Here is a 23385-nt window from a genome sequence, read left to right on the forward strand (position 1 = left end):
ATAATGAAAAAACAGATAATAGGAATGATGTGTCTGGCTGCTATGATGAGCAGTTGCCACATTTACAAAGCTTATGACCGTCCGGAAACGATAGATGCCTCAGGTGTCTATCGTGACCCGGCTTCGGCAACCGATACACTGGCTGCCGATACGGCCAATATGGGAAACTTGCCTTGGAAAGAGATTTTCCGTGATGCCAAACTGCAGGCCTTGATTGAAGAAGGACTGGCTAACAATGTAGATATGCAGGCGGCTGCTCTCCGTGTACAGGAAGCGAAAGTGATGCTGACTGCCGCTAAATTGTCTTATTTGCCTTCTATTAATCTGGCTCCGCAAGGTTCTACAACCAGCATGGGAGGTGGAAACTATGTAAAGGCATACCAGCTTCCAGTGTCTGCCAGTTGGGAAATTGACTTGTTCGGAAAGATTTTGAATACCAAACGTGGGCAGAAAGTAGCCTACGAACAGAGCCAGTATGCAGAACAGGCTGTACGTTCACAGATTATTTGTGGTATAGCTAATGTGTACTATTCTTTGCTGATGCTCGACCGTCAGGTAGAAATTACGACTGAAACGGCTGCTATCTATAAAGAAAACGTACGAGTAATGGAAGCCATGAAAATTGCCGGTATGACAACCGAAGCTGCTGTAGCACAGATGCGTGCTGCCAGCCATCAGGTAGAGGCTTCGTTGATGGATTTGAAACGTCAGGTGCGTGAAACAGAAAATTCACTTGCTGTACTGTTGGCTAAGGCTCCTCAGACCATCGAACGCAGTACATTGGACGAACAGGTTATGCCGGAAGAACTGGCAGCGGGTGTACCGATGCAGTTATTGGAAAACCGTCCGGACGTGAAGATGGCTGAAATGACGCTTGCGGCTGCTTATTATACCACCAACTCTGCACGTGCAGCTTTCTATCCGGGCTTGAACATTACTGGTCTGGCAGGATGGACAAACGGTTCAGGTATTACAGTGGCTAATCCGGGTGAATTTATGCTGCAGGCTTTGGCTTCATTGGCTCAGCCTATTTTCAATAACGGTAAGCTGATTGCCAACCTGAAGGTTTCAAAGGCAGAAGAAAAGATTGCTCAGATGAATTATCAGCAGACTATTCTGGAAGCTGGAAAGGAAGTGAGCGATGCTCTGTATCTGTTCGATACACAGAATAAGAAACTGGTGGAAGACCGTGGACAGGTAGAGCAGTTGGATAAGGCAGTGACTTATACCAAGGCCTTGTTCCAGAGCGGAGATGCCACTTATCTGGAAATCCTGACCGCACAGCAGAATCTGCTGAGTGCACAGTTGTCAGAGGTAGCTGATAATTTCCAGCGTATGCAAGCTGTGATCAACTTGTACAGTGCGTTGGGAGGAGGAAGAAATTGATTAACCTTAAAATGAGAAAACTATGATAAGTCCTTTAGCTTATGTAGATCCGTCAGCCAAATTGGGTAAGAACGTGACGGTTCATCCATTTGCCTATATCGACAAGAATGTAGAGATAGGTGATGACAACGTGATTATGCCTTATGCCAGTCTGATGAGCGGCACACGTATGGGAAATGGAAATACAGTTTATCAGGGAGCTGTTGTGGCAGCAGTTCCCCAGGATTTTGCCTTTACAGGTGAAGAAACACTGGCTATTATCGGCAATAACAATGTGATTCGTGAAAATGCCGTGATTATTCGCGGTACACATGCTTCACATGCTACAAAAGTGGGTGATGGCAACTTCATCATGAGTGGAGCCCGTCTTTCTCATGACGTGGAAGTGGGTAACCGTTGCATTATCGGTAACGGTTCACAGGTTTCGGGCAACTGTATCATCTATGACAATGCCATCCTTACTTCCAATGTGCTGATGCAGGGAAATACACGTCTGGGAAGCTTCTCAGTAGTGCAGGGCGGATGCCGTTTCATTAAGGACATTCCTCCATATATTGTAGCAGCCCATGAACCGATTGCATTCTATAGCATTAATACAAAGGTGCTGGAGCATACCGGTTTTTCTGAAACCATTATCAAACACATTGCACAGGCATACCGTATCCTTTATAAGGCAAATACTTCATTGCATGATGCATTGGGACGTATTCGTGAACAGATTCCTAACGGACCGGAAATTGAAAACATTATCCAGTTTGTGGAAACTTCAAAATTAGGAATTATTCATTGATGTAGATAATGGCAGGGCGAAGAAAGGAAAACGACCGTGAAGAGTTAAAGTTGCGTGTGGTGGAAACAGCCTCCAAATCTTTTATGACTTTGGGGATTAAGGCTGTCCACATGGACGATATAGCAAGTTCGCTTTCTATATCCAAGCGTACGCTTTATGAACTGTTTGGAGATAAAGAAGAACTTCTGCTGGAAGTTTTCCGTTTTTATCGTCATTGTATGAATGAGTATATGCAAGAGATTGCTTCCAGCGCGAATAATGTGCTGGAAGTAATCCTTACATTTTATGAGCGTAAGTTCAATGAGTTGTGTTCGGTAAACCCTCTGTTCTTTCGTGACTTGCGCAAATATTCCAAGGTGTTGGACTATATACATGATGACCGTCGCAGGGGAGATGCTGATGCACTGGCCTATTTTCAAAAAGGGGTAGAGCAAGGTATTTTTCGTAGTGACATCAATTTTCAGATTATTAATCAGGCCATGGCCATGCAGATGGACTTATTGATTTATTCAGACATTACAGACCATTATCCGCTGGCCGAAATCTATAGTGAAATCACTATTCTACACATGCGGGGGATTACCACGGAAAAAGGTTACCGCATGGTCGATGATTTCTTGAAGAATATTCGAGAGAAACATACCAGATAATTTTGTACTTAAACTCCTCTATCTTTGATTTCTCGAAGATAGGATGCGGTTCGGCAATACTTGCACTCAAAAGCAAGCTTTTGGTTTGGTATTGCACTCACCTTTCGCTATCTTTGCACCCGGTTTTAGAGGAAAGTTCATGAAAAATAAATTATTATACACTTTTCTGTTCACCCTTCTGGTGGTGGCAGGCTTGTTTGCCATGCATTTTTTGCCGTCTGTTTCTTTTCGTGGCGAACCTTTGAGAAGGGTTGATTTGCTTTCAGACATTCGTATAAAGAAGGAAATAGCAGAACCTATGGATTCTGATACCTTGGTGTTGCCGCCTCCTGTAAAGCCTGCTTTTGTGGATACCTGCAAGAGTGGAATGGTCTGCATTGAAGAATATGCTGATTCTGCAGGGCGTGGAATGGAGTATTTCTATGAAGCTTTGGGAAAGGTGTCTTCTTTGGACCGCCCGGTACGTATTGCCTATTTCGGAGATTCATTTATTGAGGCCGATATTCTGACCGGTGATTTGCGCGAAATGTTGCAGAAGCGTTTTGGCGGATGTGGGGTGGGATATGTGCCCATCACAACGAAAATAGCTGGTTTCCGTCCTACGGTACACCATTCGTTTGGTGGATGGGGCAGTCACTCCATTACAGATTCCACCTATTTTGACCGTTCCCGTCAGGACATTTCCAATCATTATTTTATTCCTTCTTCGGGAGCTTATGTCAGCCTGAAAGGTGAGAAACGCTTCTTGTCGCATATTGATACCTGCGAAGTGTCTACCTGTTATTTCCTGACTTCCGATTCTTTGCGGTTGGCTGCATCTGTCAATGGAGGAGAGGCACAGCCATTTTCTGTGGGTGGAAAAGAAGAGTTGCAGTCTGTGTCTGTGAACGGACGTATCGGATCTGTGCGCTGGAAAGTGGAGCAGCTGGATTCTACAGCTTTGTTCTATGCCGTGACGATGGATCCGCGTCAAGGTGTGGTAGTCGATAATTTCAGTACCCGTGGAAGCAGCGGACAGCAGTTGGGTAATATTCCGATGTCGATACTTCGTCAGTATAACCGTCTGCGTACATACGATTTGATTGTGTTGCAGTACGGGCTGAATGTAGCTTCAGACAAGGTAATGAACTATACCTATTACAAGGATGCGATGAAACCGATAGTGGAGCGTTTGAAGACGGCCTTTCCGGAGGCTTCTGTCCTGATTGTCGGGGTGGGAGATAGAGAAAACAAGGATGAAAACGGCGAATTGCGTACCATGCCGGGGGTGAAGCGCCTGATTCGTTACCAGCAGGCACTTGCGGCAGAAACGGGTGTGGCATTCTGGAATATGTTCGAAGCCATGGGAGGAGAAGGTAGTATGGTAGAGATGGTGAACCACAAGCCTCAGATGGCCAATTATGACTATACTCACATCAATTTCAGGGGAGGAAAGCACATTGCCGGACTTTTGTTTGAAACGTTGATGTACGGCAAGGAACAGTACGAAAAACGAAAAGCTTATGAAATGGAGTGAGATACGTTTTTGGAGGATATTCTTCGGATTCCTTTTGGGGGCATTGCCGCTTTTAGCGCAGGATGTGTTGCCGGAGAAGTCGCGTCCGGACCGTCATTCCGGTCATGTGTCCGACAGCGAGGCCATGCAGCAGCTGATGCGCTTTGTGGAAGTCAGCAATCCGATGCCTGCCGGCTTTAAGGGAACAACTGAGAATACGATTACAGACCCTACGCATGAACTGGAGCCTTTCTGGCAGAAGCTTTCCGTGCTCGACCGTCCGTTACGTATCGTGCACATCGGCGATTCTCATGTGCGGGGGCATGTGTATCCTTATATTGTACGGCGTCAGCTGGAAGACGATTTCGGACGGGAGGCCGTGCTCGATATGCAGGTGAGTTACCGTACTTCGGGACTGGCGCAGGAAACGGGGGCCGCAGGAATTGTGTATCACATAGTAGGAGTAAACGGAGCGACTTGTGCTTCTTTTGCTACACCTGAGAATATTCGTCAGATTATCGAACTGAATCCGGACCTGGTTATTCTTTCGTTCGGCACCAATGAAGCGCATGGTCGCCGTTATTTTTCGGCGGAGCACTTGGCACAGATGGATAATCTGTTAGAAGAATTGAAGAAAGGATGTCCGCAGGCGGTATATCTGCTGACCACTCCTCCCGGAGCGTATGTCCGCAATGGCCGACGGGGCGCAAGAGTAATCAATCCTCGTACGAAATTAGTGGTAAAGACAGAACTGGATTATGCGGCTTCGCGGAAACTCGCTATATGGGATATGTATCACGTGGTAGGAGGTGAACGTTATGCTTGTCTGAACTGGAGTAATGGAAACTATTTCCAGCGTGACAAGATTCATTTCACGCAGGAAGGATATATTTTGCAGGGACTATTATTACACGAAGCGATTATCAAATCATACAACAATTATGTGGAAACTCAACTGGACGGAACTTGGAATTGACTTGGACAGACTGAAAGAGGTATTGACATACGATGCGGCGCAGCCGATGATTTTCAGCAGCGGCTTCTTCCTGCTTCTTTTTCTCGGATTCAGCCTGGTGTATCTGCTTTTGCAGAAACGGACTACGGCACGCCTGCTGTTTGTCACCTTGTTTTCTTATTATTTCTATTATAAAAGCAGCGGAACCTATTTCTTCCTGCTGGGCATTGTCACGGTGTCCGACTTCCTGCTGGCGCGCAGGATGGAGATGACGGTGGAGCACTGGAAGCGGAAGATGCTGGTGGTGTGCAGCTTGTGTATCAACCTCGGGCTGCTATGTTATTTCAAGTACACCAATTTCTTTTACGAAATGCTGGCTCCGTTGTGGAACGGACGGTTCGAGCCGCTGGACATATTCCTTCCGGTAGGGATTTCTTTCTTTACCTTCCAGTCGCTGAGCTATACCATCGACGTGTACCGGCGTGATTTGAAACCCTTGTCCAGTCTGCTGGATTATGCTTTCTATGTGTCTTTCTTCCCGCAGCTGGTGGCAGGACCTATCGTGCGTGCCCGCGATTTCATTCCGCAAATCCGCCGGCCCTTGTCCGTCACGTCCGAGATGTTCGGTCAGGGCATCTTCTTTATCGTGAGCGGTTTGTTCAAGAAGGCGGTGATTTCGGACTACATCAGCGTGAACTTCGTGGAGCGTATTTTCGACAATCCGGGATTGTATTCCGGACTGGAAAACCTGTTTGGGATTTACGGATATGCCTTGCAGATATACTGTGACTTTTCGGGCTACAGTGACATGGCTATCGGACTTGCCCTGCTGCTGGGATTCCATTTCCCTCCCAACTTTGATTCGCCTTATAAGGCGGACAGTGTGACCGATTTCTGGCATCGCTGGCACATCTCCTTGTCTACCTGGTTGCGCGACTATCTGTATATTTCCCTGGGCGGTAACCGAAAGGGAAAAATCCGTACCTACATCAACCTGATACTGACCATGCTTTTAGGTGGTTTGTGGCACGGTGCTTCGTGGAACTTTGTGGTGTGGGGCGGATTGCACGGAGTGGCATTGGCCTTACATAAGTTTTTCCGTAACCTATTGGGGCGGCCCAAACAATATCGCAGCCGGGGAATACGTAAATTCTTTGCCGTGGTGCTGACCTTCCATTTTGTGTGTTTCTGTTGGATATTCTTCCGAAACTCCACGTTTGAGGCTTCGGTGACTATGATTCGCCAGATATTTACAGCCTTCCATCCGGAATTGCTGGAGCAGCTTTTGACGGGCTACTGGAAAGTGTTTGCATTGATGGGAGTAGGCTTCTTGCTTCATTTCTGTCCCGACAGCTGGCAGAATGCGTGCAGCCGGGGCATGGTGCGTATGCCGCTCATAGCCCAGGCACTGATAATGATTGCGCTGATTTATCTGGTCATTCAGGTGAAAAGCAGCGATATTCAGCCGTTTATCTACTTCCAGTTCTGATGTGTGAGGTCGTATAGGCGTGTAAGAGTAAAACTATTTTAGTTTTCACTCCCTATTTTTTCAGGAAAAAATTAGGAGAAAAGACCGAATAATTGTATTTTTGTCACGCTTTCGAAATATCCTTTCTCAAAAAAGGACGTTGGAAAGTGTGCTTATTGATATTTGCGCCCGTAGTTCAATGGATAGAATAAAGGATTCCGGTTCCTTCGATTGGGGTTCGACTCCCCACGGGCGTACATAAAGCTTATTAGACTGAAAAAGAACGGTTTAATAAGCTTTTTTGTTTATAGATACCAGCCTTCAGACATCGCGATTTGTACTTTCGGAAAAAACGCTCCTACGTTTGTGCTAAAACGCCTTTGCGTTTGATATAAAACGTACTTGCGTTTCATGTAAAACGCACTTGTGTTTTAAGTAAAACGTACTTGCGTTTTGATTGAAGCGTCAAAGCGTTTTCCGGTAAATGCAAAGGCCTTTTCTGAGGGTGAAAAAAATCACTGTTTAAAGTTGACTGAGAGATGAAAAACTACATGTTTGAAATTTGTGCGAACTCTGCAGAGAGTTGCGTGGCTGCCCAGCAGGGAGGTGCTCATCGGGTAGAATTGTGTGCCGGCATGCCGGAAGGTGGAACTACTCCGTCGTTGGGCGAGATAAAAGTGGCCCGTAAGTTGATTGACATCCGTCTGCATGTCATTATCCGTCCGCGTGGAGGAGATTTTCTGTACACGCCTTCTGAACTGGAGATTATGGAAGAAGATATTCGGGCTGCCCGTCAGGCGGGAGCTGATGGAGTGGTGTTCGGTTGCCTTACACCGGAAGGCGAGCTGGACAAGCCGGCCATGCAGCGTCTGATGGAAGCTTCCAAAGGACTTTCGGTGACTTTCCACCGTGCATTTGATTATGTCAAATCTCCCCGTGAGGCACTTGAAGAACTGATAGGCATGGGGGTGAACCGTGTGCTGACTTCTGGCCAGATGCCTACGGCCATGGAAGGGGCACCTTTGCTGGCTGAACTGGTGAAGCAGGCGGGCGACCGCATTATCATCATGCCGGGCTGCGGAGTGAACGAACATAACATTGCGGAACTGGCCCGTGTGACGGGAGCCGGTGAGTTCCATTTTTCGGCACGCGAACAAAAAGAAAGCCGGATGCTTCTTCGCAATCCGGCTTTGTCGATGGGAGGTACGGATATGGATGAATATGCTCATCCGGTCACGACTCCCGAAAAGGTGCGTCGCACCATTGAGGCGCTTACAGTCCGTGGATAACATGGAGCAGTTGCTCGCCCATGCCGATGGTGTATCCGTGTGATTCGAAGACTACACGGTTGAACGTATCGCCCAGGATAATCACCGGCAGGGTGGGTTTGCTGCCCAGCTTCATATTTTCAGCAATCATTTTCAGAATGCTTCCGTCTTTGTCTATACCGAACACTACGTTCGACGGAAGGTTAGGGAATTCCTTGCGGTCGAATTTCTTATAGGCCGCTTCGTCAGTGAAGAGCAGTACAATCGTACGTCCCCATTTCTCAAATTCCGCTTTCTTTACTTCGATGTCTTTCAGGGCATGATTGGTCGGTTCCTGACCTACGCCCAATACGCCGACAATGTAATATCCTCTTCCGGTAGTGTTGAGGACAGATACTTGTTCATCGGTGCCCGGACGGGTGTAGAGTGCTTCGGAATTGAAGCTGCCGATGACACGTACTTCTTCCGTATTGTTGCGCATGCAGAGAGGAGTCACTGTGGTCTTTCCTTTGTCGACAGAGAAGAATGAAACCTGGCTCAATACGCCTCCGTTGGCCATACGGCTACCCGTTACCATCATATAATAACCGGTCGACATGCTGCTTCCGTTTTTCAGCAGAGAAGCCCAGCTGGCATCTTCCGGATGGTTCTGCAACTGGAATGTGCCGTTGTCATACTTCGACAGGGTGAAGTGAGTGTAATATTTCGGATTGTCCAGTCGAGGAATAGCCTGGTAAGTAGCTTTCAATACACCTTCCGACAGACTTCCACCTTCTGAACTTTCAAAGTCCACCAATACCGGTTTTCCGTTGAGGCGGTAGCAGATGTTACCGTTTACTTCATCCTTCCAGGCGGGGATACCTAAGCTACGGGCAGCAGCTACGAAGAAAATGTCTCTGGACTGTGAGTCGGTTACACGGCTGCGCCATACACCTTCGGGTGAGGTAATGGTGAATATCGTACTCAGGTCGTTGCGGATAGACAGGCTGTCCTTACACCATTTCATGAGCACTTGCGGGTCAGCTTTGATTTGTGCGGCTAGTTCGGCAGACAAGGCTTTCTGCAGGTAGGTACGGTAAGGAGTCAGCATTTCAGTGGCAATACGCGGTGCAAGCACTTCTTTTACGTCAGCTTTCGCATCGGTAGCATACAAATGGTCTTCCAGAATGCTGCAAGGTGTGTCGCGCAGGTCTTTATCAGCCAGTGTGCTGAGCAATTCCAATGCACGGGCACCCTGTCCCTTTTCCGCAGCATTCGACAGGAACTGCATGATGTCCGCATGGTTTCCTCTGGATTTCAGAATGTATGTGCTTGTTTGGTTCACATCCAGTTTCAGTCCTTCTGCAAAAGCCTTGGCCTTTTCTTCGGTGGGGAAGCTGGCTACGTAAGCATTGCGGATAGAATCTTCCTGAGCCATACGCCGGTTGTTTTCCTTACGCTGTGCATCGGTCACTTCCGGGAAGTTGGCTTTTTCAGCCGGTGGCACAATGTGCAAGGTATCGGTAAATACATCTCCCGGACGGTGAGAAAGCGTTAATGTGACTTCTTTATCTTTTCCGAAAGAAACTTTCTGCAAGCCGAAGTGGTCATTTGCCGAAGCGTAGACTACCATGTCGCCCAATCCGGCAGAAAGTGATGCTTTTCCTTGTGCGTCGGTCGTTTTGTTGGCTACGGTGAAGAATTCAGCGTAATTGTAAATCTTGAACTCTACGTGTGCACCTTCTACGGCCTTACCCTGAGCATCTACCACCGTGACAGTGACGGGGGCACTCTGTCCGTAGTTGTCGATGATGTTGATTTCCGTATAGTTGGCAGTGGTTTTCATCACTTCTTCCGGTCCGTCGTATGCACCGAATACTTTGGTGTGCATCAGCATACCTCTGCTGGCAGGAGCATTGAACCATCCTAAGTTCAGTACCGGTTCCGGTTCGCAGGCACCAAGGAAGTACCATTTGCCGTCCACCCAGGCTTCTACCCAGGCATGGTTGTCGTCAGTATGTGCCCAGCGCGGGGTGTACACCTGACGGGCAGGGATACCTACGGCACGGAGAGCGGCTACCAGGAAGGTCGATTCTTCACCGCAACGTCCGTAAGCTGTTTTCACAGTAGCCATCGGGGCACTGGTACGGATGTCGGTCGGGGTATAGATTACTTTTTCATGGCACCAGTGGTTTACTTCCAGCACGGCATCGTACATGGATAGTTTTTCCACACGCGGCATCAGTTCCTGGCGGAACACTTCGCGTGCATTATCCAGGTTTTCGTTGTTTACTCTGACAGGGAGTACAAAGTGGCGGAATATCATGTCGGGAATTCCGGCTCCCCATGAAGTCTCTTTTCGGTTCTGAAGTGCCAGACGTACATTTTTCAGGTAGAATTCTCCGGAATAGTCGGAAATATCGCCCGGAGTCATGTAGGCATACAGGAACATCATGGCTTCCCGTTCCTCCAGCGACATGTCTTCATTGAAGATGTCAAAAAGATTTCCCCGGTTGAGAATCTCCTTCTTCTGTCCGAAATCAGCTTCCACTTTGTTACGGTAGTCGGTCTCTTTCAGAAAATGGTTGGGAGAAGTCGAGGTACACGACGGGAAGAGGCAACTGAGCCAAAATGCAAATGCGGGAATGAGTAGTTTTTTCATGCAGATAAAAAGATTTGGTAAATACAGAAATAAAAAAGACACGGAAACGAGAAGTTCTTCCTTTCGGGGTGAACTTCTGCGTTTCTGTGTCTTTTGGCTTAAAATGTGATATGCACTTAAATAGGTTTATATTCTACAAATGCTTCCATAGCTTCATAGCAAGCCAGACCTAACTGGTCGTAAAGTGAAGCAGTTCCGCGGTTGCGGTCTTCACTTCTCTGCCAGAACAGACGTTCGTCATTGCCCAGGAACGGTGCGCTTTCCATCTGAGACTGGTGTTTCAGGATAGAGTTACGTTTTGCACGAAGTTCTTCCGGACTCAACGGTACGGCCATTTCGATGTTTTCGATTTCCCATTCTGCCCATGCACCACGGTACATCCAGATGCGGCAGTCTTTCAGCCATTCTGCACCGGCATTCTTTTCTTCATCGATAGCGGCAAAAACAGCGTCCGTACATACGCGGTGAGTACCATGCGGGTCGGCCAAGTCGCCGGCTACATAAATCTGATGAGGTTTCACTTCGCGGAGCAGGTTGAGCACGATTTCTACGTCGGCCTCGCTGATCGGGTTCTTTTCAATCTTTCCGGTTTCATAGAACGGAAGGTCAAGGAAGTGACAGCGGCTGAGCGGAATACGGTTGAATGTACAAGCAGTACGAGCTTCACCACGACGAATCAGACCTTTGATGGTCAGGATGTCGCGTGTATCCATGTCGCCTTCTTTCTTGGTAGAGAAGAACTGTTTGATTTCAGCATATTTGTCGCTGATAACCTTGTCTTCACTATTTTCGAACAACTGGTTAAAACCGTTGATGAAATGCATGAAACGTACTACTTCTTCATCGCCTACGGCAATGTTTCCGGAAGTTTCGTAAGCCACGTGTACTTCATGTCCCTGCTGAACGAGACGGCGCAGTGTACCTCCCATGGAGATTACATCGTCATCCGGATGCGGAGAGAATACCACCACACGTTTCGGGAACGGTTTGGCACGTTCCGGACGATAAGTATCATCGGCATTCGGTTTACCACCCGGCCATCCGGTAATGGTGTGCTGCAGGTCGTTGAATACCTTGATGTTGGCATTGTAGGCAGAGCCGTAAAGAGCCAGCAGTTCGCTCAAGCCGTTTTCATTATAGTCCTTGTTGGTCAGTTTCAGAATAGGCTTGTTCAGTGTAGTACACAACCATACGATGGCACTTCTTACCAGTTTGTCGTTCCATTCGCAGCTGGTTACCAGCCATGGACGCTGAATACGAGTCAGATGAGCTGCCGCAGCCAGGTCTACGCAAACAGAAGTGTTGGCATGAAGCTGCAGGTAAGATGCCGGCAGTGTATCACTTACCTTGTCTTCCACTGCACTTCGGATGATGTCAGCTTTGTCTTCACCCCAGGCCAGCATATAAACTTTTCTGGCTCCCATAATGGTATTGATACCCATGGTGATGGAGCAGGGAGGAAGATTGTCTACACCGATATTATGTGCAGCTTCAGAACGAGAAGTTGCATCAATCAAAATCAGGCGGGTAGTAGAGCTGGCATGTGAACCAGGTTCGTTCATACCGATGTTTCCTTCACGTCCGATTCCCATGATAACCATATCAAGACCTCCAAAGGTCTGTATACGCTGTTCGTACAAACGGCAGTGTTCGATGATGGCTTCCTGAGGGATGCTACCGTCCATTGTAAAGATATTCTGGCGGTCAATGTCTATCTGTGAAAGGAAAAGCTTGTTCAGGTGGCTGAAACTGCTTCCAGCACCTTCGGTCAGCGGATAATATTCATACAGGTTGAAGAATACCACGTTGCGGAAACTTACGCCTTCATCCTTGTGTTTCCGAATCAGTTCGGTGAACAGCGGACGCAGGGAAGCACCTGTACCTATGGCAATGGTACAGAATTTTCCTTCACGCTGTCTGTCCTGTATCTTTGCGACGATTTCATTGGCAATCTGTACCACACCTTCTTCGCTTGTTTCGAAGATGTTGGTCGGGATTTTTTCCAGTCGTGTCAGGACAGAACGTTCTACTGCGTTTCCCGGACGATAGTAACGTGGGGAAACGCGATTCAGTGAAATTTGAGAGCTAAGATTGGTTCTCATGATTCAGCGAATTAGAGGTTGTTTTTTTCAATATCTTTGAAGTACTTGTAGGTACCAACTTTCAGTTCGTCAGTAGCTGCTTCGTCACATACGATGATACCGTGCTGGTGCATCTGCAATGCGCTGATAGTCCACATCTGTGTGATGCCGCCTTCTACTGCATGCTGCAATGCACGTGCCTTGTTATGTCCGTTACAGATAATCAGTACTTCTTTAGCAGAAAGTACAGTACCAACTCCTACGGTCAATGCTGTCTTAGGCACTTTGTTCACGTCGTTGTCGAAGAAACGTGAGTTAGCGATGATGGTATCAGTAGTCAGTGTTTTCACACGTGTGCGTGAAGTCAGTGAAGAGCCCGGTTCGTTGAAAGCAATGTGACCGTCAGGACCGATACCTCCTAAGAACAGGTCGATGCCGCCGAACTTTTCAATTTCTTTTTCATAGTTGGCACATTCAGCTTCCAGGTCGGCTGCGTTACCGTTCAGGATGTGAATGTTTTCCTTGCAGATGTCAATATGATTAAAGAAGTTATTGAACATGAATGAATGGTAGCTTTCAGGATGAGATTCCGGCAAGCCTACGTATTCGTCCATATTGAAAGTCACTACATTCTTGAATGATACCACTCCCTTCTTGTTTAATTCAATCAGGGCCTTATACATACCCAGAGGAGATGAACCTGTGGGAAGTCCTAATACAAACGGTTTTTCTTTAGTAGGATTAGCTGCGTTGATTTTTTTTGCAACATAGTTTGCTGCCCAGTTGGACAGAGAACTGTAATCGGGTTCAATGATTAATCTCATGGTGGTTAGAATTTTGAATATTGAAATTAAATTAACTTGTTTCTTTCTCCTTTGTGATAAGAATTTTCTTACTCCATGCAAATATATCAAAGCTTACTCAGAAAGGCAAATAAAAAAATAGTTTTTTTATGCATGAGTTTTTAAAGAAAAATTCTACATTTGTAAATGTTTCTATAAAAAATAACAAATATGGGTCAGACTCTATTGAAGAATATACAGAAAGGCGTAAAAAGTGCATTGGTAAAGCAGCGTATCATTACGCACCTGATTTATGCGGGAAGCACTACAATCACAGATTTGTCCAAATCGATGGGACTAAGTGTGCCTACCGTGACAAAGTTTGTGGATGAAATGTGCAAGGAGGGATATGTGAACGATTGTGGAAAACTGGAAACCAGTGGAGGTCGTCATCCAAGTTTGTATGGACTGAATGCGGATTCTGCCTATTTTATCGGGGTAGCGATGGCGGTACAGTCGTTAAGCCTGGGGGCAATCAACTTTAAGGGGGATGTGCTTCAGACCAAGATGGAAATTCCGTTCAAGCTGGAAAATACACCGGAATGTTTGGAACATATCTGTCAGGAAATAGAAACATTTATCGATGAACTTCCGTGCGACAAATCAAAGATTCTGAATATCTGTATTGGTATGACCGGACGAGTAAATCCGGAAACGGGCTGCAGCTATACGCATCTGACTTTTGGTGAGAAACCTTTGGCAGAGATGTTCTCCGAAAGATTGGGTATTAATGTGTGCATTGATAACGATAGCCGTGCAATGGCATACGGAGAATATATCATGCGCTCGGAGAAATGTCCGAAGAACCTGATTTATGTGAATGTAAACTGGGGGTTGGGACTCGCTATCATCATTGACGGTAAACTGTATTCGGGAATGTCTGGTTTTGCGGGTGAGTTTGGACATAATTACGGATATGATAACCAGCAGATCTGTTATTGCGGAAAGAAAGGCTGTATTGAAACGGAGGTATCCTGCTCGGCTTTGTATCGGAAGTTTATTGCCCGTTTGCGTCAGGGAGAAAACTCTGTGTTGCTGAAAGAGAAATCCATCGATGAAATAACTTTAGCAGATATTATTTCTGCTGTTCGTCGTGAAGATGTGCTGGCCATTGAGCTGGTGGAAGAGATTGGCGCGAAACTGGGACGTCACATTGGTGACCTGATTAATGTGTTCAATCCGGAACAGGTAATTATCGGAGGAGAATTCTCGAAGGTAGGAGAGTATTTGTTGCCTCCGGTTATTTCGGCAGTCCGTAAATATACGCTGAATTTAATGTATAAGGATTCGGATATTGTATTGTCGGAACTGAAAGAAAAGGCAAACGTCATAGGAGCTTCTCTGTTGTCAAGAAGTAAGTTGTTTGCATTGGAATAAAATTTTGTTGAGATAAAAAATCCCCGGAAAGTGAAGTTGTACTTCGGTTTTCCGGGGATTTTTCTTTATAGGGATGTATCTTGTAAACTTTGACGGCATGTCTCCCAGTTTTCGTTGAAGGCAGCCATGGAGGGGAACAGGATGTTGGCACCTTCTTGCAGAAGCACGTCGTTTGGAAGCGGACCGGTGTTCAGTGCAATGGTGAAGATACCGGCAGCTACTCCAGCTCTGACTCCTAACGGCGCATTCTCAATGACTACCGCTTCGTTGGCTTGTATGCCGGCTTTCTGCAAGGCCATCAGGTAAGGTTCAGGATTGGGCTTTCCATATTTTACATCAAAAGCGGTTACCATCAGTTCTCGTTGGAAGATGTCGGGGAAGTAGTGGTTCAACTTGTCCAATAACGAGAGTTGTCCGGAGCCGGTTACAACCATCGGAATCAGTCCGTCTGCTTTTATTTTTTTCAGGACCTCGAATGCGCCGGGCATAGGGTCGGCTTTGGGCAACTGATTGAATATGTCGCTCTTGGTCTGGTAGATTCGTTTGATTTCTTCTTCATCGGCCTCATAGCCTCTTTCTCTTTGGCTGACGATGTTGATGGTTGCCGCACCGGTACGTCCTTCGTGGAGGTAGGCTTCCTCTTTGCTCAGGCTCATTCCGTATTGCTTCATTGCCTTATGCCAGGCGGTGGCATGGTTCTTCATGGAGTCGAACAATACTCCGTCCATATCGAACAATACGGCCTTTAAGTCGATGCGTGTATAATGATGGGTGGTAAGATATTGGTTGATTTCTTGTTGGAACATGATGATATGGTTTATAATATTCAGGCACGCATTACATGAATGCACTTTCCTTGTAGAAAGAAAGAGTGCTTTTCATGTAATTCGTGCCTGTCAATTAAAAACGGAGTGATAGACTCTCGTTTATTTATTTTTTCAGACGAGCCCGGATTGCTTCAGATTCTTTTTCGTATCCCGGCTTGTTCAGAAGAGCAAACATGTTTTTCTTGTAAGCTTCTACGCCCGGCTGGTTGAACGGATTTACTTCGAGCAGGTATCCGCTGATTCCGCAAGCCTTTTCGAAGAAATAGATAAGCTGTCCCAAGTAGTATTCGTTCAATGAAGGAACGCTTACACGCAAGTTAGGAACTCCACCGTCTACGTGTGCAAGCTGTGTACCGAGTTCGGCCATCTTGTTTACTTCGTCGATGCGTTTGCCTGCCAGGAAGTTCAGGCCATCCAGGTTTTCTTCATCGCTCGGGAAGTGAAGTTCGTGGCTTGGAGTTTCTACAGAAACCACTGTCTCGAAGATGCTGCGTTCACCCTGCTGAATCCACTGTCCCATAGAGTGCAGGTCAGTAGAGAAGTCTACAGAGCTCGGATAGATACCTTTCAGGTCCTTGCCTTCAGATTCACCGTACAGCTGTTTCCACCATTCCATGAAGTAGTGAAGTTTCGGCTGGAAGTTTACTAAGATTTCAATTTTCTTTCCGCTCTGATACAGTTCGTTACGAGTAGCAGCATACAAAGCAGCCGGGTTTTCGTACATGTTTTCGTTGGCACAAACTTTTTCCATTTCGCAAGCGCCGGCAACCAGCTGGTCAATGTCGATTCCAGCTACTGCAATAGGAAGCAAGCCTACCGGAGTCAATACAGAGAAACGTCCGCCTACATTGTCAGGAATGATGAATGATTTGTAACCTTCCTTGTCGGCTGTTGTACGGGCTGCACCTTTCTTGGCATCTGTAACAGCTACGATAACCTTGCGAGCCATTTCCTTGCCTCTCTGGTCTTCACACTGCTTTTTCAACAGACGGAAAGCAAGAGCGGTTTCAGTAGTTGTTCCAGATTTAGATATGTTGATTACACCAAATTTTTTGTCTTTCAGGAATTCAGTCAGTTCGAACAGGTAGTCTTCGCTGATGTTGTGTCCGGCAAAAATAATAGTAGGCTGTCCGGCTTTTTTCTCCTGCAACCAAGCAAAGCTGTTTGACATAGCTTCGATGACTGCGCGTGCGCCTAGGTAACTTCCTCCGATACCAGCTACGATTACTACGTCGCAGTTTTCGCGAAGTGTCTGTGCGGTAGCTTTCAGGTCATCCAAGTGTTCCTTTGTGATGGAAGAAGGTAAATGCAACCAACCCAAGAAGTCGTTTCCTAAGCCTGTGCCTTTTTCCAGCGTTTCCATACAAGCTTTTACCTTTGGTTCATAAGAAGCCAATTTTTCCTTAGATATAAAATCTAAAGTCTTTTCAATGTTCAGATTAATGTTTTCCATAACTGTTTTCTGATTTTATCTAAATGAGTCAGTTAATAATTTGATTTCTATCATTGGTGATATACGTTCGTAAAGAATATTATAGACGGCATCCACAATGGGCATATTGACATGCAGGTGCTTGTTCAGTTCCTTGATACATTTGGTTCCGTAATATCCTTCGGCAATCATTTCCATTTCAATCTGGGCACTTTTTACGGAATATCCCTTACCAATCATGGTACCGAACACGCGGTTACGGCTGAAATTGGAATAAGAAGTCACGAGAAGGTCGCCCAGATAGGCTGAATCGTTTGTACAGCGGTTTACGGGATGTACGGTATCTAAGAACCGGTTCATTTCCTGTAAGGCATTGGACACCAGCACGGCCTGGAAGTTGTCTCCATATTTCAGACCGCTGCAGATTCCGGCTGCAATGGCATATACATTCTTCAACACAGAAGCATATTCAATGCCGGCTACGTCCGTATTGACCGAAGTCTTGATGTAATGCCCGGCCAGTTGCCGTGCAAACATCTTGGCTTTTTCAATGTCTTTGCATCCCACGGTGAGATAAGAAAGTCGTTCCAATGCTACTTCTTCCGCATGACAGGGACCTGCCAGTACGGCTATGTTGTTTTCAGGAACGTCATAAATCTTATGGAAATAATCGGATACGATAAGGTTTTCGTCGGGTACGATACCCTTGATGGCAGTAACGATGAATTTATCCTTCAGCTTGGTTTTTAGCTTTTTGAGGTGACTTTTCAGATACGGTGAAGGTGTGACAAAGATCAGGGTATCCGACTCTTTCACTACCTTGTTGATGTCTGATGAAAAGTTGATGCATTTCATGTCGAAACGCACACTTGTCAGATAGGCTGGATTGTGACCCAGACGCTTGAATTCTTCAATTCGGTCGTCACGGCGCATATACCAGTTTATGGATTCAGCCTGGGTTAAAATGATTTTAGCTATAGCAGTGGCCCAGCTGCCTCCCCCCATAATCGCTATTTTCCCGGGTAATTTCATACTCTTATATTTAATGAAAAACAGATATGAAGGACAAGACATGTGCTTTGTCCTTCATACACTTTCATTCATTTATTTAATCTTTTCTATCCAGCCAGCTACTTCGTCTACTGTGGGGTTGGCAAGTTCCAGTTTGTATTTCTTGTTGATGCCACAAATATCCTGATGAAGTTTCTGCGGATTCACGTCCTTCATGTCAGTCACGAGGTTGTATCCGGCTTTCTGAATTACCGGAACCCAGTCTTCTGCGATTCCTAATTCCATGAATTTAGCAGGCGCATCTTTCGGGATTACTTTTTCCGGACGCATCTGCGGGAAGAACAACACTTCCTGAATGGTACTCTGACCGGTCATCAGCATTACCAGACGGTCCATACCGATACCCATACCTGAAGTAGGAGGCATACCGTATTCCAATGCACGAACGAAGTCCTTGTCGATAATCATTGCTTCGTCGTCTCCCTTTTCACTCAGTCTCATCTGCTCTTCGAAGCGTTCCAGCTGGTCAATCGGGTCGTTCAATTCAGAGTATGCGTTACACAACTCTTTACCGTTCACCATCAGCTCAAAGCGCTCTGTCAAATCTGGATTGCTGCGGTGTTTCTTTGTCAGCGGAGACATTTCGATAGGATAGTCAGTGATGAAAGTCGGCTGAATGTAGTTGCCTTCGCAGAATTCGCCGAAGATTTCGTCAATCAGCTTACCCTTACCCATGGTGTCATCAATTTCCATGTTGAGCTTCTTGCAAACTTCACGAATCTGTTCTTCGTTCATGCCTGTCAGGTCATAGCCAGTGAATTCCTTGATAGAATCCAGCATGGTTACACGTTTGAACGGAGCTTTGAAGTTAATCATGTTGTCGCCTACCTGTACCTCTGTAGTACCGTTTACATCCAGACAGATTTTTTCAATCATGTTTTCTGTAAACTTCATCATCCAGTTGTAATCCTTGTAAGCAACGTAGATTTCCATACAGGTAAATTCCGGATTGTGTGTACGGTCCATACCTTCGTTACGGAAGTTTTTACCGATTTCATACACACCTTCGAAACCACCCACAATCAGTCTCTTCAGGTACAGCTCACTGGCAATACGCATGTACAATGGAATATCCAATGCGTTGTGGTGAGTGATAAACGGACGTGCCGCAGCACCTCCGGCAATAGACTGAAGAATCGGAGTTTCTACTTCGATATATCCTTTCGAGTTGAAATACTCTCTCATAGAGTTGTAGACCTTGTTCCGTTTCAGGAAGATTTCTTTAACTCCGTCGTTTACTACCAAGTCTACATAGCGCTGACGGTAACGGAGTTCAGGGTCTTCAAACTTATCGTAAGCCACTCCATCTTTGTATTTTACAATCGGGAGCGGACGAATTGATTTCGACAATACAGTCAGTTTCTGTGCATGGATAGAGATTTCGCCCATTTGGGTACGGAATACAAAACCTTCGATTCCTACGAAATCGCCCAAATCCAGCAAGCGTTTGAAAACTACATTATATAAATCTTTGTTTTCATCCGGACAGATATCATCGCGGGTTATATATACTTGTATACGGCCTTTAGAATCCTGTAATTCAATGAAAGACGCTTTTCCCATTACACGACGAGACATGATACGTCCTGCAACGGATACTTTGCGAGGTTCAGCATCATCTTTGAATTCGGCTTTTATGTCAGTCGAAAAAGCGTTGGTTACATACTCGGCAGCAGGGTATGGTTCAATCCCCATTGCTCTCAACTCATTCAGGCTGTTACGTCTGATTATTTCCTGTTCGCTTAATTCTAATACGTTCATTTGTTAGTATATTAACTCATTCTGGGCACAAAAATAAAAAACATTTTGCAAATAATCCCTATTTATAAGGTTCTTTTAGAATAAAAAGCCACGACTCTTGCGTGAAAAACAGGCAGCAGGCTAGGGTTTTATCATCGTGGCTTTGACGTTTTTACCTTGACACGTACGTGACGAGGTCTTGACACGTTCGTGCGGATGTCTCGTCACGTTCGAGTCGAGACCTTGACAGCAACGTGTCGAGGTATTTTTGTATAAGCGTTTGCAGAAATATACAATTACGTGTGTCTTTAAAGTATTTTGATGCTAATTTTTGGTTTCTATGATTAATTTGTTACCTTTGGGCGTTTCTAATGAATGAAAAGCATGAAAGTTATTTTATTACAGACAGATATTTGTTGGGCCGATCCTGCAGCCAATGTGGCTTACATGGATAAACTCATCAGTGCCCACGCACAAGGAACAGACTTGTTTGTTCTACCGGAAATGTTTTCCACCGGATTTTGTACTTCGCCGGAAGGCATTGCCGAATCATCCGATAGTGCTACCCTTCGGTGGATGAAGCAAAAAGCTGCCGAACGTAATTGTGCGATTGCCGGAAGTGTTTCGGTCGAGGAAAACGGAAAGTTCTATAACCGCTTCTATTTTGTGCATCCTGACGGAAACGTGCAGTGGTACAATAAAAAGCATCTGTTTACGTATGGAGGGGAAGACAAACACTATACGGCCGGACAGGAACGGGTGGTTGTGAATTTCCGTGGTGTTCGTTTCCTGCTGGAAGTTTGCTATGACCTGCGTTTCCCGGTATGGTCACGCAACCGGGGCGACTACGATGCGGCGATTTATGTAGCCAGCTGGCCTTCGCCCAGAGTGGAAGCCTGGAAAGCTTTGTTGCGTGCCCGTGCCATCGAGAACCAGTGCTATGTACTGGGGGTAAACCGGGTCGGGAAGGATCCCTATTGCGAATATAGCGGAGGAACAGCGGGCATAGACCCGTATGGTAAAACACTTTCTGCCTGTGCGGATGGGGAAGAAGGCTTTGCAGAAGTTGTGATTGATATGGAGGAACTGCAATCGTTCCGGAAAAAATTCCCGGTATTGAACGATGCCGACTCTTTTACACTGAATTAATTTCTATATTATATGAAAAATAAACGCTTATTGTTGGGCGACCAGGCCATTGCGCTGGGAGCCATTCACGCGGGGATTTCGGGAGTGTATGCTTACCCGGGAACTCCCTCTACTGAAATTACGGAATATATTCAAAACTCTCCTATAGCAAAAGAACGCGGTTTGCACAGCAGCTGGTGCACCAATGAAAAAACAGCCATGGAGGCTGCATTGGGTGTTTCTTATGTAGGAAAACGCGCCTTGGTCTGCATGAAACACGTGGGAATGAACGTGTGTGCCGATGCATTTGTCAATTCTGCCATTACAGGTGTGAATGGAGGGGTAGTGGTACTGGCTGCCGATGACCCGTCCATGCATTCTTCTCAGAATGAACAGGATTCCCGTTTTTACGGCAAGTTTGCCCTGATTCCGATTCTGGAACCGTCTTCCCAGCAGGAAGCTTACGACATGATGTCGTATGCATACGACCTTTCGGAACAAATGCGTACGCCGGTACTGATGCGCATTACTACCCGCATGGCGCACTCTCGTGCGGCAGTCGAAGTACAGGAGTCAGGAAAGGAAGTGACTTGCACAGGGCGTCCGTCGGTTCCTTCTGATTGGGTACTCTTGCCCGGTAATGCCCGCCGCCGGTATGTGGAAGCCATCGCTACTCAGGAAAAGTTGCGTGATGAGGCTGAACAGTCTGCATTTAATCGGTTGGCTGGTCAGGAAGGAATGGCTGAGAAGGGAATCGTGGCTTGTGGAATCGGTTACAACTACGTGATGGAAAACTATCCGGAAGGATGTCCGTATCCTTTGCTGAAGATTTCACAGTATCCTTTACCGGTGGAAGCCTTGACTCGTCTGGCCGACTCTTGTAAAGAGATTCTGGTAGTGGAAGATGGACAGCCTTTTGTAGAGGAACAGCTGAAAGGCATTCTTCCTTCTAAATATGTGGTGAAAGGTCGTTTAAGTGGTGAGTTGCCCCGTACGGGAGAACTGACACCAGACAATGTGCGTCAGGCTCTGGGACTTTCTTGTGAACCGGTTTATGCTGCTGCTCAGAATGTAGTTCCTCGTCCTCCTGCCTTGTGTAAGGGGTGCGGACATCGTGATGTATACGATGCACTGAATAAAGTAGCTGCCGAATATCCGGATGCCAAGATTTTCGGTGACATCGGTTGCTATACACTGGGCGCACTTCCTCCGTTCCGTACGTTGAGCAGTTGCGTGGATATGGGAGCTTCCATTACCATGGCCAAAGGGGCTGCGGATGCAGGCTTGTTCCCGTCTATTGCAGTGATTGGCGACTCCACATTTACTCACTCTGGAATGACCGGTCTGCTGGATGCCGTGAATGACAAGTCCAATATCACGGTGGTTATTTCTGATAACTTGACTACTGCCATGACCGGAGGACAGGATTCAGCCGGAACCAATAAGTTCGAAGCCATTTGTCTGGGCTTGGGAGTAGAACCGGAACATGTGCGGGTTGTAGTGCCGCTTCCTAAGAACATGGAAGAAATTACCCGTGTTATTCGTGAGGAAATAGAATACAACGGTGTATCTGTCATTATTCCGCGCAGGGAATGTATGCAGACTTTAAACCGGAAACTGAAACAGCAAAAAGCACAGAAACAATGAAAACAGATATTATACTTTCAGGAGTTGGCGGACAGGGAATCTTGTCCATCGCTACGATTATCGGAGAAGCTGCCCTTCATTTAGGGTTGAACTTGAAACAAGCCGAAGTACATGGAATGAGTCAGCGCGGAGGGGATGTTCAGTCTAACCTTCGCTTGTCGGATGCCCCGATTGCTTCTGACCTGATTGCCTTGGGAACGGCTGATATGATTATCTCACTGGAGCCGATGGAAGCTTTGCGCTACCTGCCGTATCTGTCAAAAGACGGATGGATTATTACTTCGGCTGCTCCTTTCAAAAACATTCCGAACTATCCGGACGAAGAAAAGCTGATGCAGGAATTGAAGTCACAGCCTCATGTGGTGGTGCTGGATGTGGAAAATCTGGCGAAAGAAAACCACATGCCAAAATCGGCTAATGTCATTCTGTTAGGGGCTGCCGCTCCTTTCCTGAAAATCCTGGATGCAGAAGTTTTGCGCGAAAGTGTAGGCCGTATTTTTGCATCAAAAGGCGAAGAAGTGGTGCAGATGAACTATCGTGCCTTCGATATAGGTCATGAATATGTCAAACAGTTGAAATTCTGAGAG

At 46.4% G+C, this 23385-nt stretch carries 18 protein-coding genes and 1 tRNA gene; 12 read left to right on the forward strand and 7 right to left on the reverse strand.

The genetic code is table 11. The features are described from left to right. The first annotated feature begins 3 nt into the window (after nucleotides 1-3). The 8 genes from DXD04_RS02815 (at nucleotide 4) to DXD04_RS02850 (ending at nucleotide 8033) form a co-directional block, all read left to right on the forward strand. Nucleotides 4-1386 (forward strand): efflux transporter outer membrane subunit, encoded by a 1383-nt coding sequence (locus DXD04_RS02815; RefSeq protein ID WP_117670673.1) that lies wholly within the window; start codon nucleotides 4-6, stop codon nucleotides 1384-1386. A gap of 22 nt (nucleotides 1387-1408) precedes the next feature. Further along, nucleotides 1409-2176 (forward strand): acyl-ACP--UDP-N-acetylglucosamine O-acyltransferase, encoded by a 768-nt coding sequence (lpxA, locus tag DXD04_RS02820; protein ID WP_022053474.1) that lies wholly within the window; start codon nucleotides 1409-1411, stop codon nucleotides 2174-2176. 8 nt (nucleotides 2177-2184) lie between these two features. After that, nucleotides 2185-2826: a TetR/AcrR family transcriptional regulator gene (locus DXD04_RS02825; protein ID WP_022053475.1), complete on the forward strand. Its 642-nt coding sequence runs from the start codon at nucleotides 2185-2187 to the stop codon at nucleotides 2824-2826. A gap of 139 nt (nucleotides 2827-2965) precedes the next feature. After that, a complete protein-coding gene (locus tag DXD04_RS02830; RefSeq protein ID WP_117670675.1) occupies nucleotides 2966-4342 on the forward strand; it encodes an SGNH/GDSL hydrolase family protein in 1377 nt (458 codons plus the stop codon). Beyond that, complete coding sequence (locus DXD04_RS02835; RefSeq protein WP_117670677.1) at nucleotides 4329-5297, forward strand: GDSL-type esterase/lipase family protein; 969 nt, start codon at nucleotides 4329-4331, stop codon at nucleotides 5295-5297. The genes DXD04_RS02830 and DXD04_RS02835 overlap by 14 nt, the downstream gene beginning before the upstream one ends. Continuing rightward, a complete protein-coding gene (locus DXD04_RS02840; RefSeq protein ID WP_117670679.1) occupies nucleotides 5263-6765 on the forward strand; it encodes an MBOAT family O-acyltransferase in 1503 nt (500 codons plus the stop codon). The genes DXD04_RS02835 and DXD04_RS02840 overlap by 35 nt, the downstream gene beginning before the upstream one ends. A 164-nt stretch (nucleotides 6766-6929) precedes the next feature. After that, nucleotides 6930-7001, forward strand: a tRNA-Arg gene (locus tag DXD04_RS02845). Nucleotides 7002-7283: 282 nt separating this feature from the next. Next, nucleotides 7284-8033: a copper homeostasis protein CutC gene (locus tag DXD04_RS02850; RefSeq protein ID WP_117670681.1), complete on the forward strand. Its 750-nt coding sequence runs from the start codon at nucleotides 7284-7286 to the stop codon at nucleotides 8031-8033. Here DXD04_RS02850 and DXD04_RS02855 read toward each other — a convergent pair. From DXD04_RS02855 to nagB, 3 genes are all read right to left on the reverse strand, one after another. Next, the gene (locus DXD04_RS02855) at nucleotides 8017-10653 is read right to left on the reverse strand and encodes a transglutaminase domain-containing protein (RefSeq protein ID WP_117670683.1); all 2637 of its coding nucleotides are present in this window, start codon (nucleotides 10651-10653) and stop codon (nucleotides 8017-8019) included. The two genes, DXD04_RS02850 and DXD04_RS02855, sit on opposite strands and share 17 nt — an antisense overlap. Before the next feature lie 116 nt (nucleotides 10654-10769). Further along, nucleotides 10770-12755 (reverse strand): glucosamine-6-phosphate deaminase, encoded by a 1986-nt coding sequence (locus DXD04_RS02860; protein WP_117670685.1) that lies wholly within the window; start codon nucleotides 12753-12755, stop codon nucleotides 10770-10772. A gap of 11 nt (nucleotides 12756-12766) precedes the next feature. Further along, a complete protein-coding gene (nagB, locus tag DXD04_RS02865; protein WP_007561183.1) occupies nucleotides 12767-13558 on the reverse strand; it encodes a glucosamine-6-phosphate deaminase in 792 nt (263 codons plus the stop codon). A 189-nt stretch (nucleotides 13559-13747) separates the two neighbouring features. On the opposite strand from nagB, the gene DXD04_RS02870 reads away from it, so the two are divergent. Next, complete coding sequence (locus DXD04_RS02870; RefSeq protein WP_022053483.1) at nucleotides 13748-14953, forward strand: ROK family transcriptional regulator; 1206 nt, start codon at nucleotides 13748-13750, stop codon at nucleotides 14951-14953. 65 nt (nucleotides 14954-15018) lie between these two features. Here DXD04_RS02870 and DXD04_RS02875 read toward each other — a convergent pair whose 3' ends face one another. The 4 genes from DXD04_RS02875 to lysS form a co-directional block, all read right to left on the reverse strand. Beyond that, a complete protein-coding gene (locus DXD04_RS02875; RefSeq protein WP_117670687.1) occupies nucleotides 15019-15759 on the reverse strand; it encodes an inorganic diphosphatase in 741 nt (246 codons plus the stop codon). A gap of 124 nt (nucleotides 15760-15883) precedes the next feature. Continuing rightward, nucleotides 15884-17233, reverse strand: coding sequence for a glucose-6-phosphate isomerase (locus DXD04_RS02880; RefSeq protein ID WP_117670689.1), 1350 nt, complete (start codon nucleotides 17231-17233; stop codon nucleotides 15884-15886). 15 nt (nucleotides 17234-17248) lie between these two features. Beyond that, on the reverse strand, nucleotides 17249-18244 hold the full coding sequence (locus tag DXD04_RS02885; protein ID WP_117670691.1) for an NAD(P)H-dependent glycerol-3-phosphate dehydrogenase: 996 nt from the start codon (nucleotides 18242-18244) through the stop codon (nucleotides 17249-17251). A 72-nt stretch (nucleotides 18245-18316) separates the two neighbouring features. After that, nucleotides 18317-20044: a lysine--tRNA ligase gene (gene lysS / locus DXD04_RS02890; protein WP_117670693.1), complete on the reverse strand. Its 1728-nt coding sequence runs from the start codon at nucleotides 20042-20044 to the stop codon at nucleotides 18317-18319. A 363-nt stretch (nucleotides 20045-20407) separates the two neighbouring features. On the opposite strand from lysS, the gene DXD04_RS02895 reads away from it, so the two are divergent. Genes DXD04_RS02895 through DXD04_RS02905 form a run of 3 tightly spaced genes read left to right on the forward strand, consistent with a single transcriptional unit; the run spans nucleotide 20408 to nucleotide 23382 of the window. Continuing rightward, nucleotides 20408-21172: an amidohydrolase gene (locus tag DXD04_RS02895; protein ID WP_117670768.1), complete on the forward strand. Its 765-nt coding sequence runs from the start codon at nucleotides 20408-20410 to the stop codon at nucleotides 21170-21172. A gap of 12 nt (nucleotides 21173-21184) precedes the next feature. Continuing rightward, nucleotides 21185-22798: a thiamine pyrophosphate-dependent enzyme gene (locus tag DXD04_RS02900; RefSeq protein ID WP_117670695.1), complete on the forward strand. Its 1614-nt coding sequence runs from the start codon at nucleotides 21185-21187 to the stop codon at nucleotides 22796-22798. Continuing rightward, complete coding sequence (locus DXD04_RS02905) at nucleotides 22795-23382, forward strand: indolepyruvate oxidoreductase subunit beta (RefSeq protein ID WP_117670697.1); 588 nt, start codon at nucleotides 22795-22797, stop codon at nucleotides 23380-23382. Before DXD04_RS02900 ends, DXD04_RS02905 begins: the two co-directional genes overlap by 4 nt. Nucleotides 23383-23385: the final 3 nt, after the last annotated feature.

The organism is Phocaeicola plebeius, from assembly GCF_003437535.1.
Classification (GTDB): Bacteria; Bacteroidota; Bacteroidia; order Bacteroidales; family Bacteroidaceae; genus Phocaeicola; species Phocaeicola plebeius_A.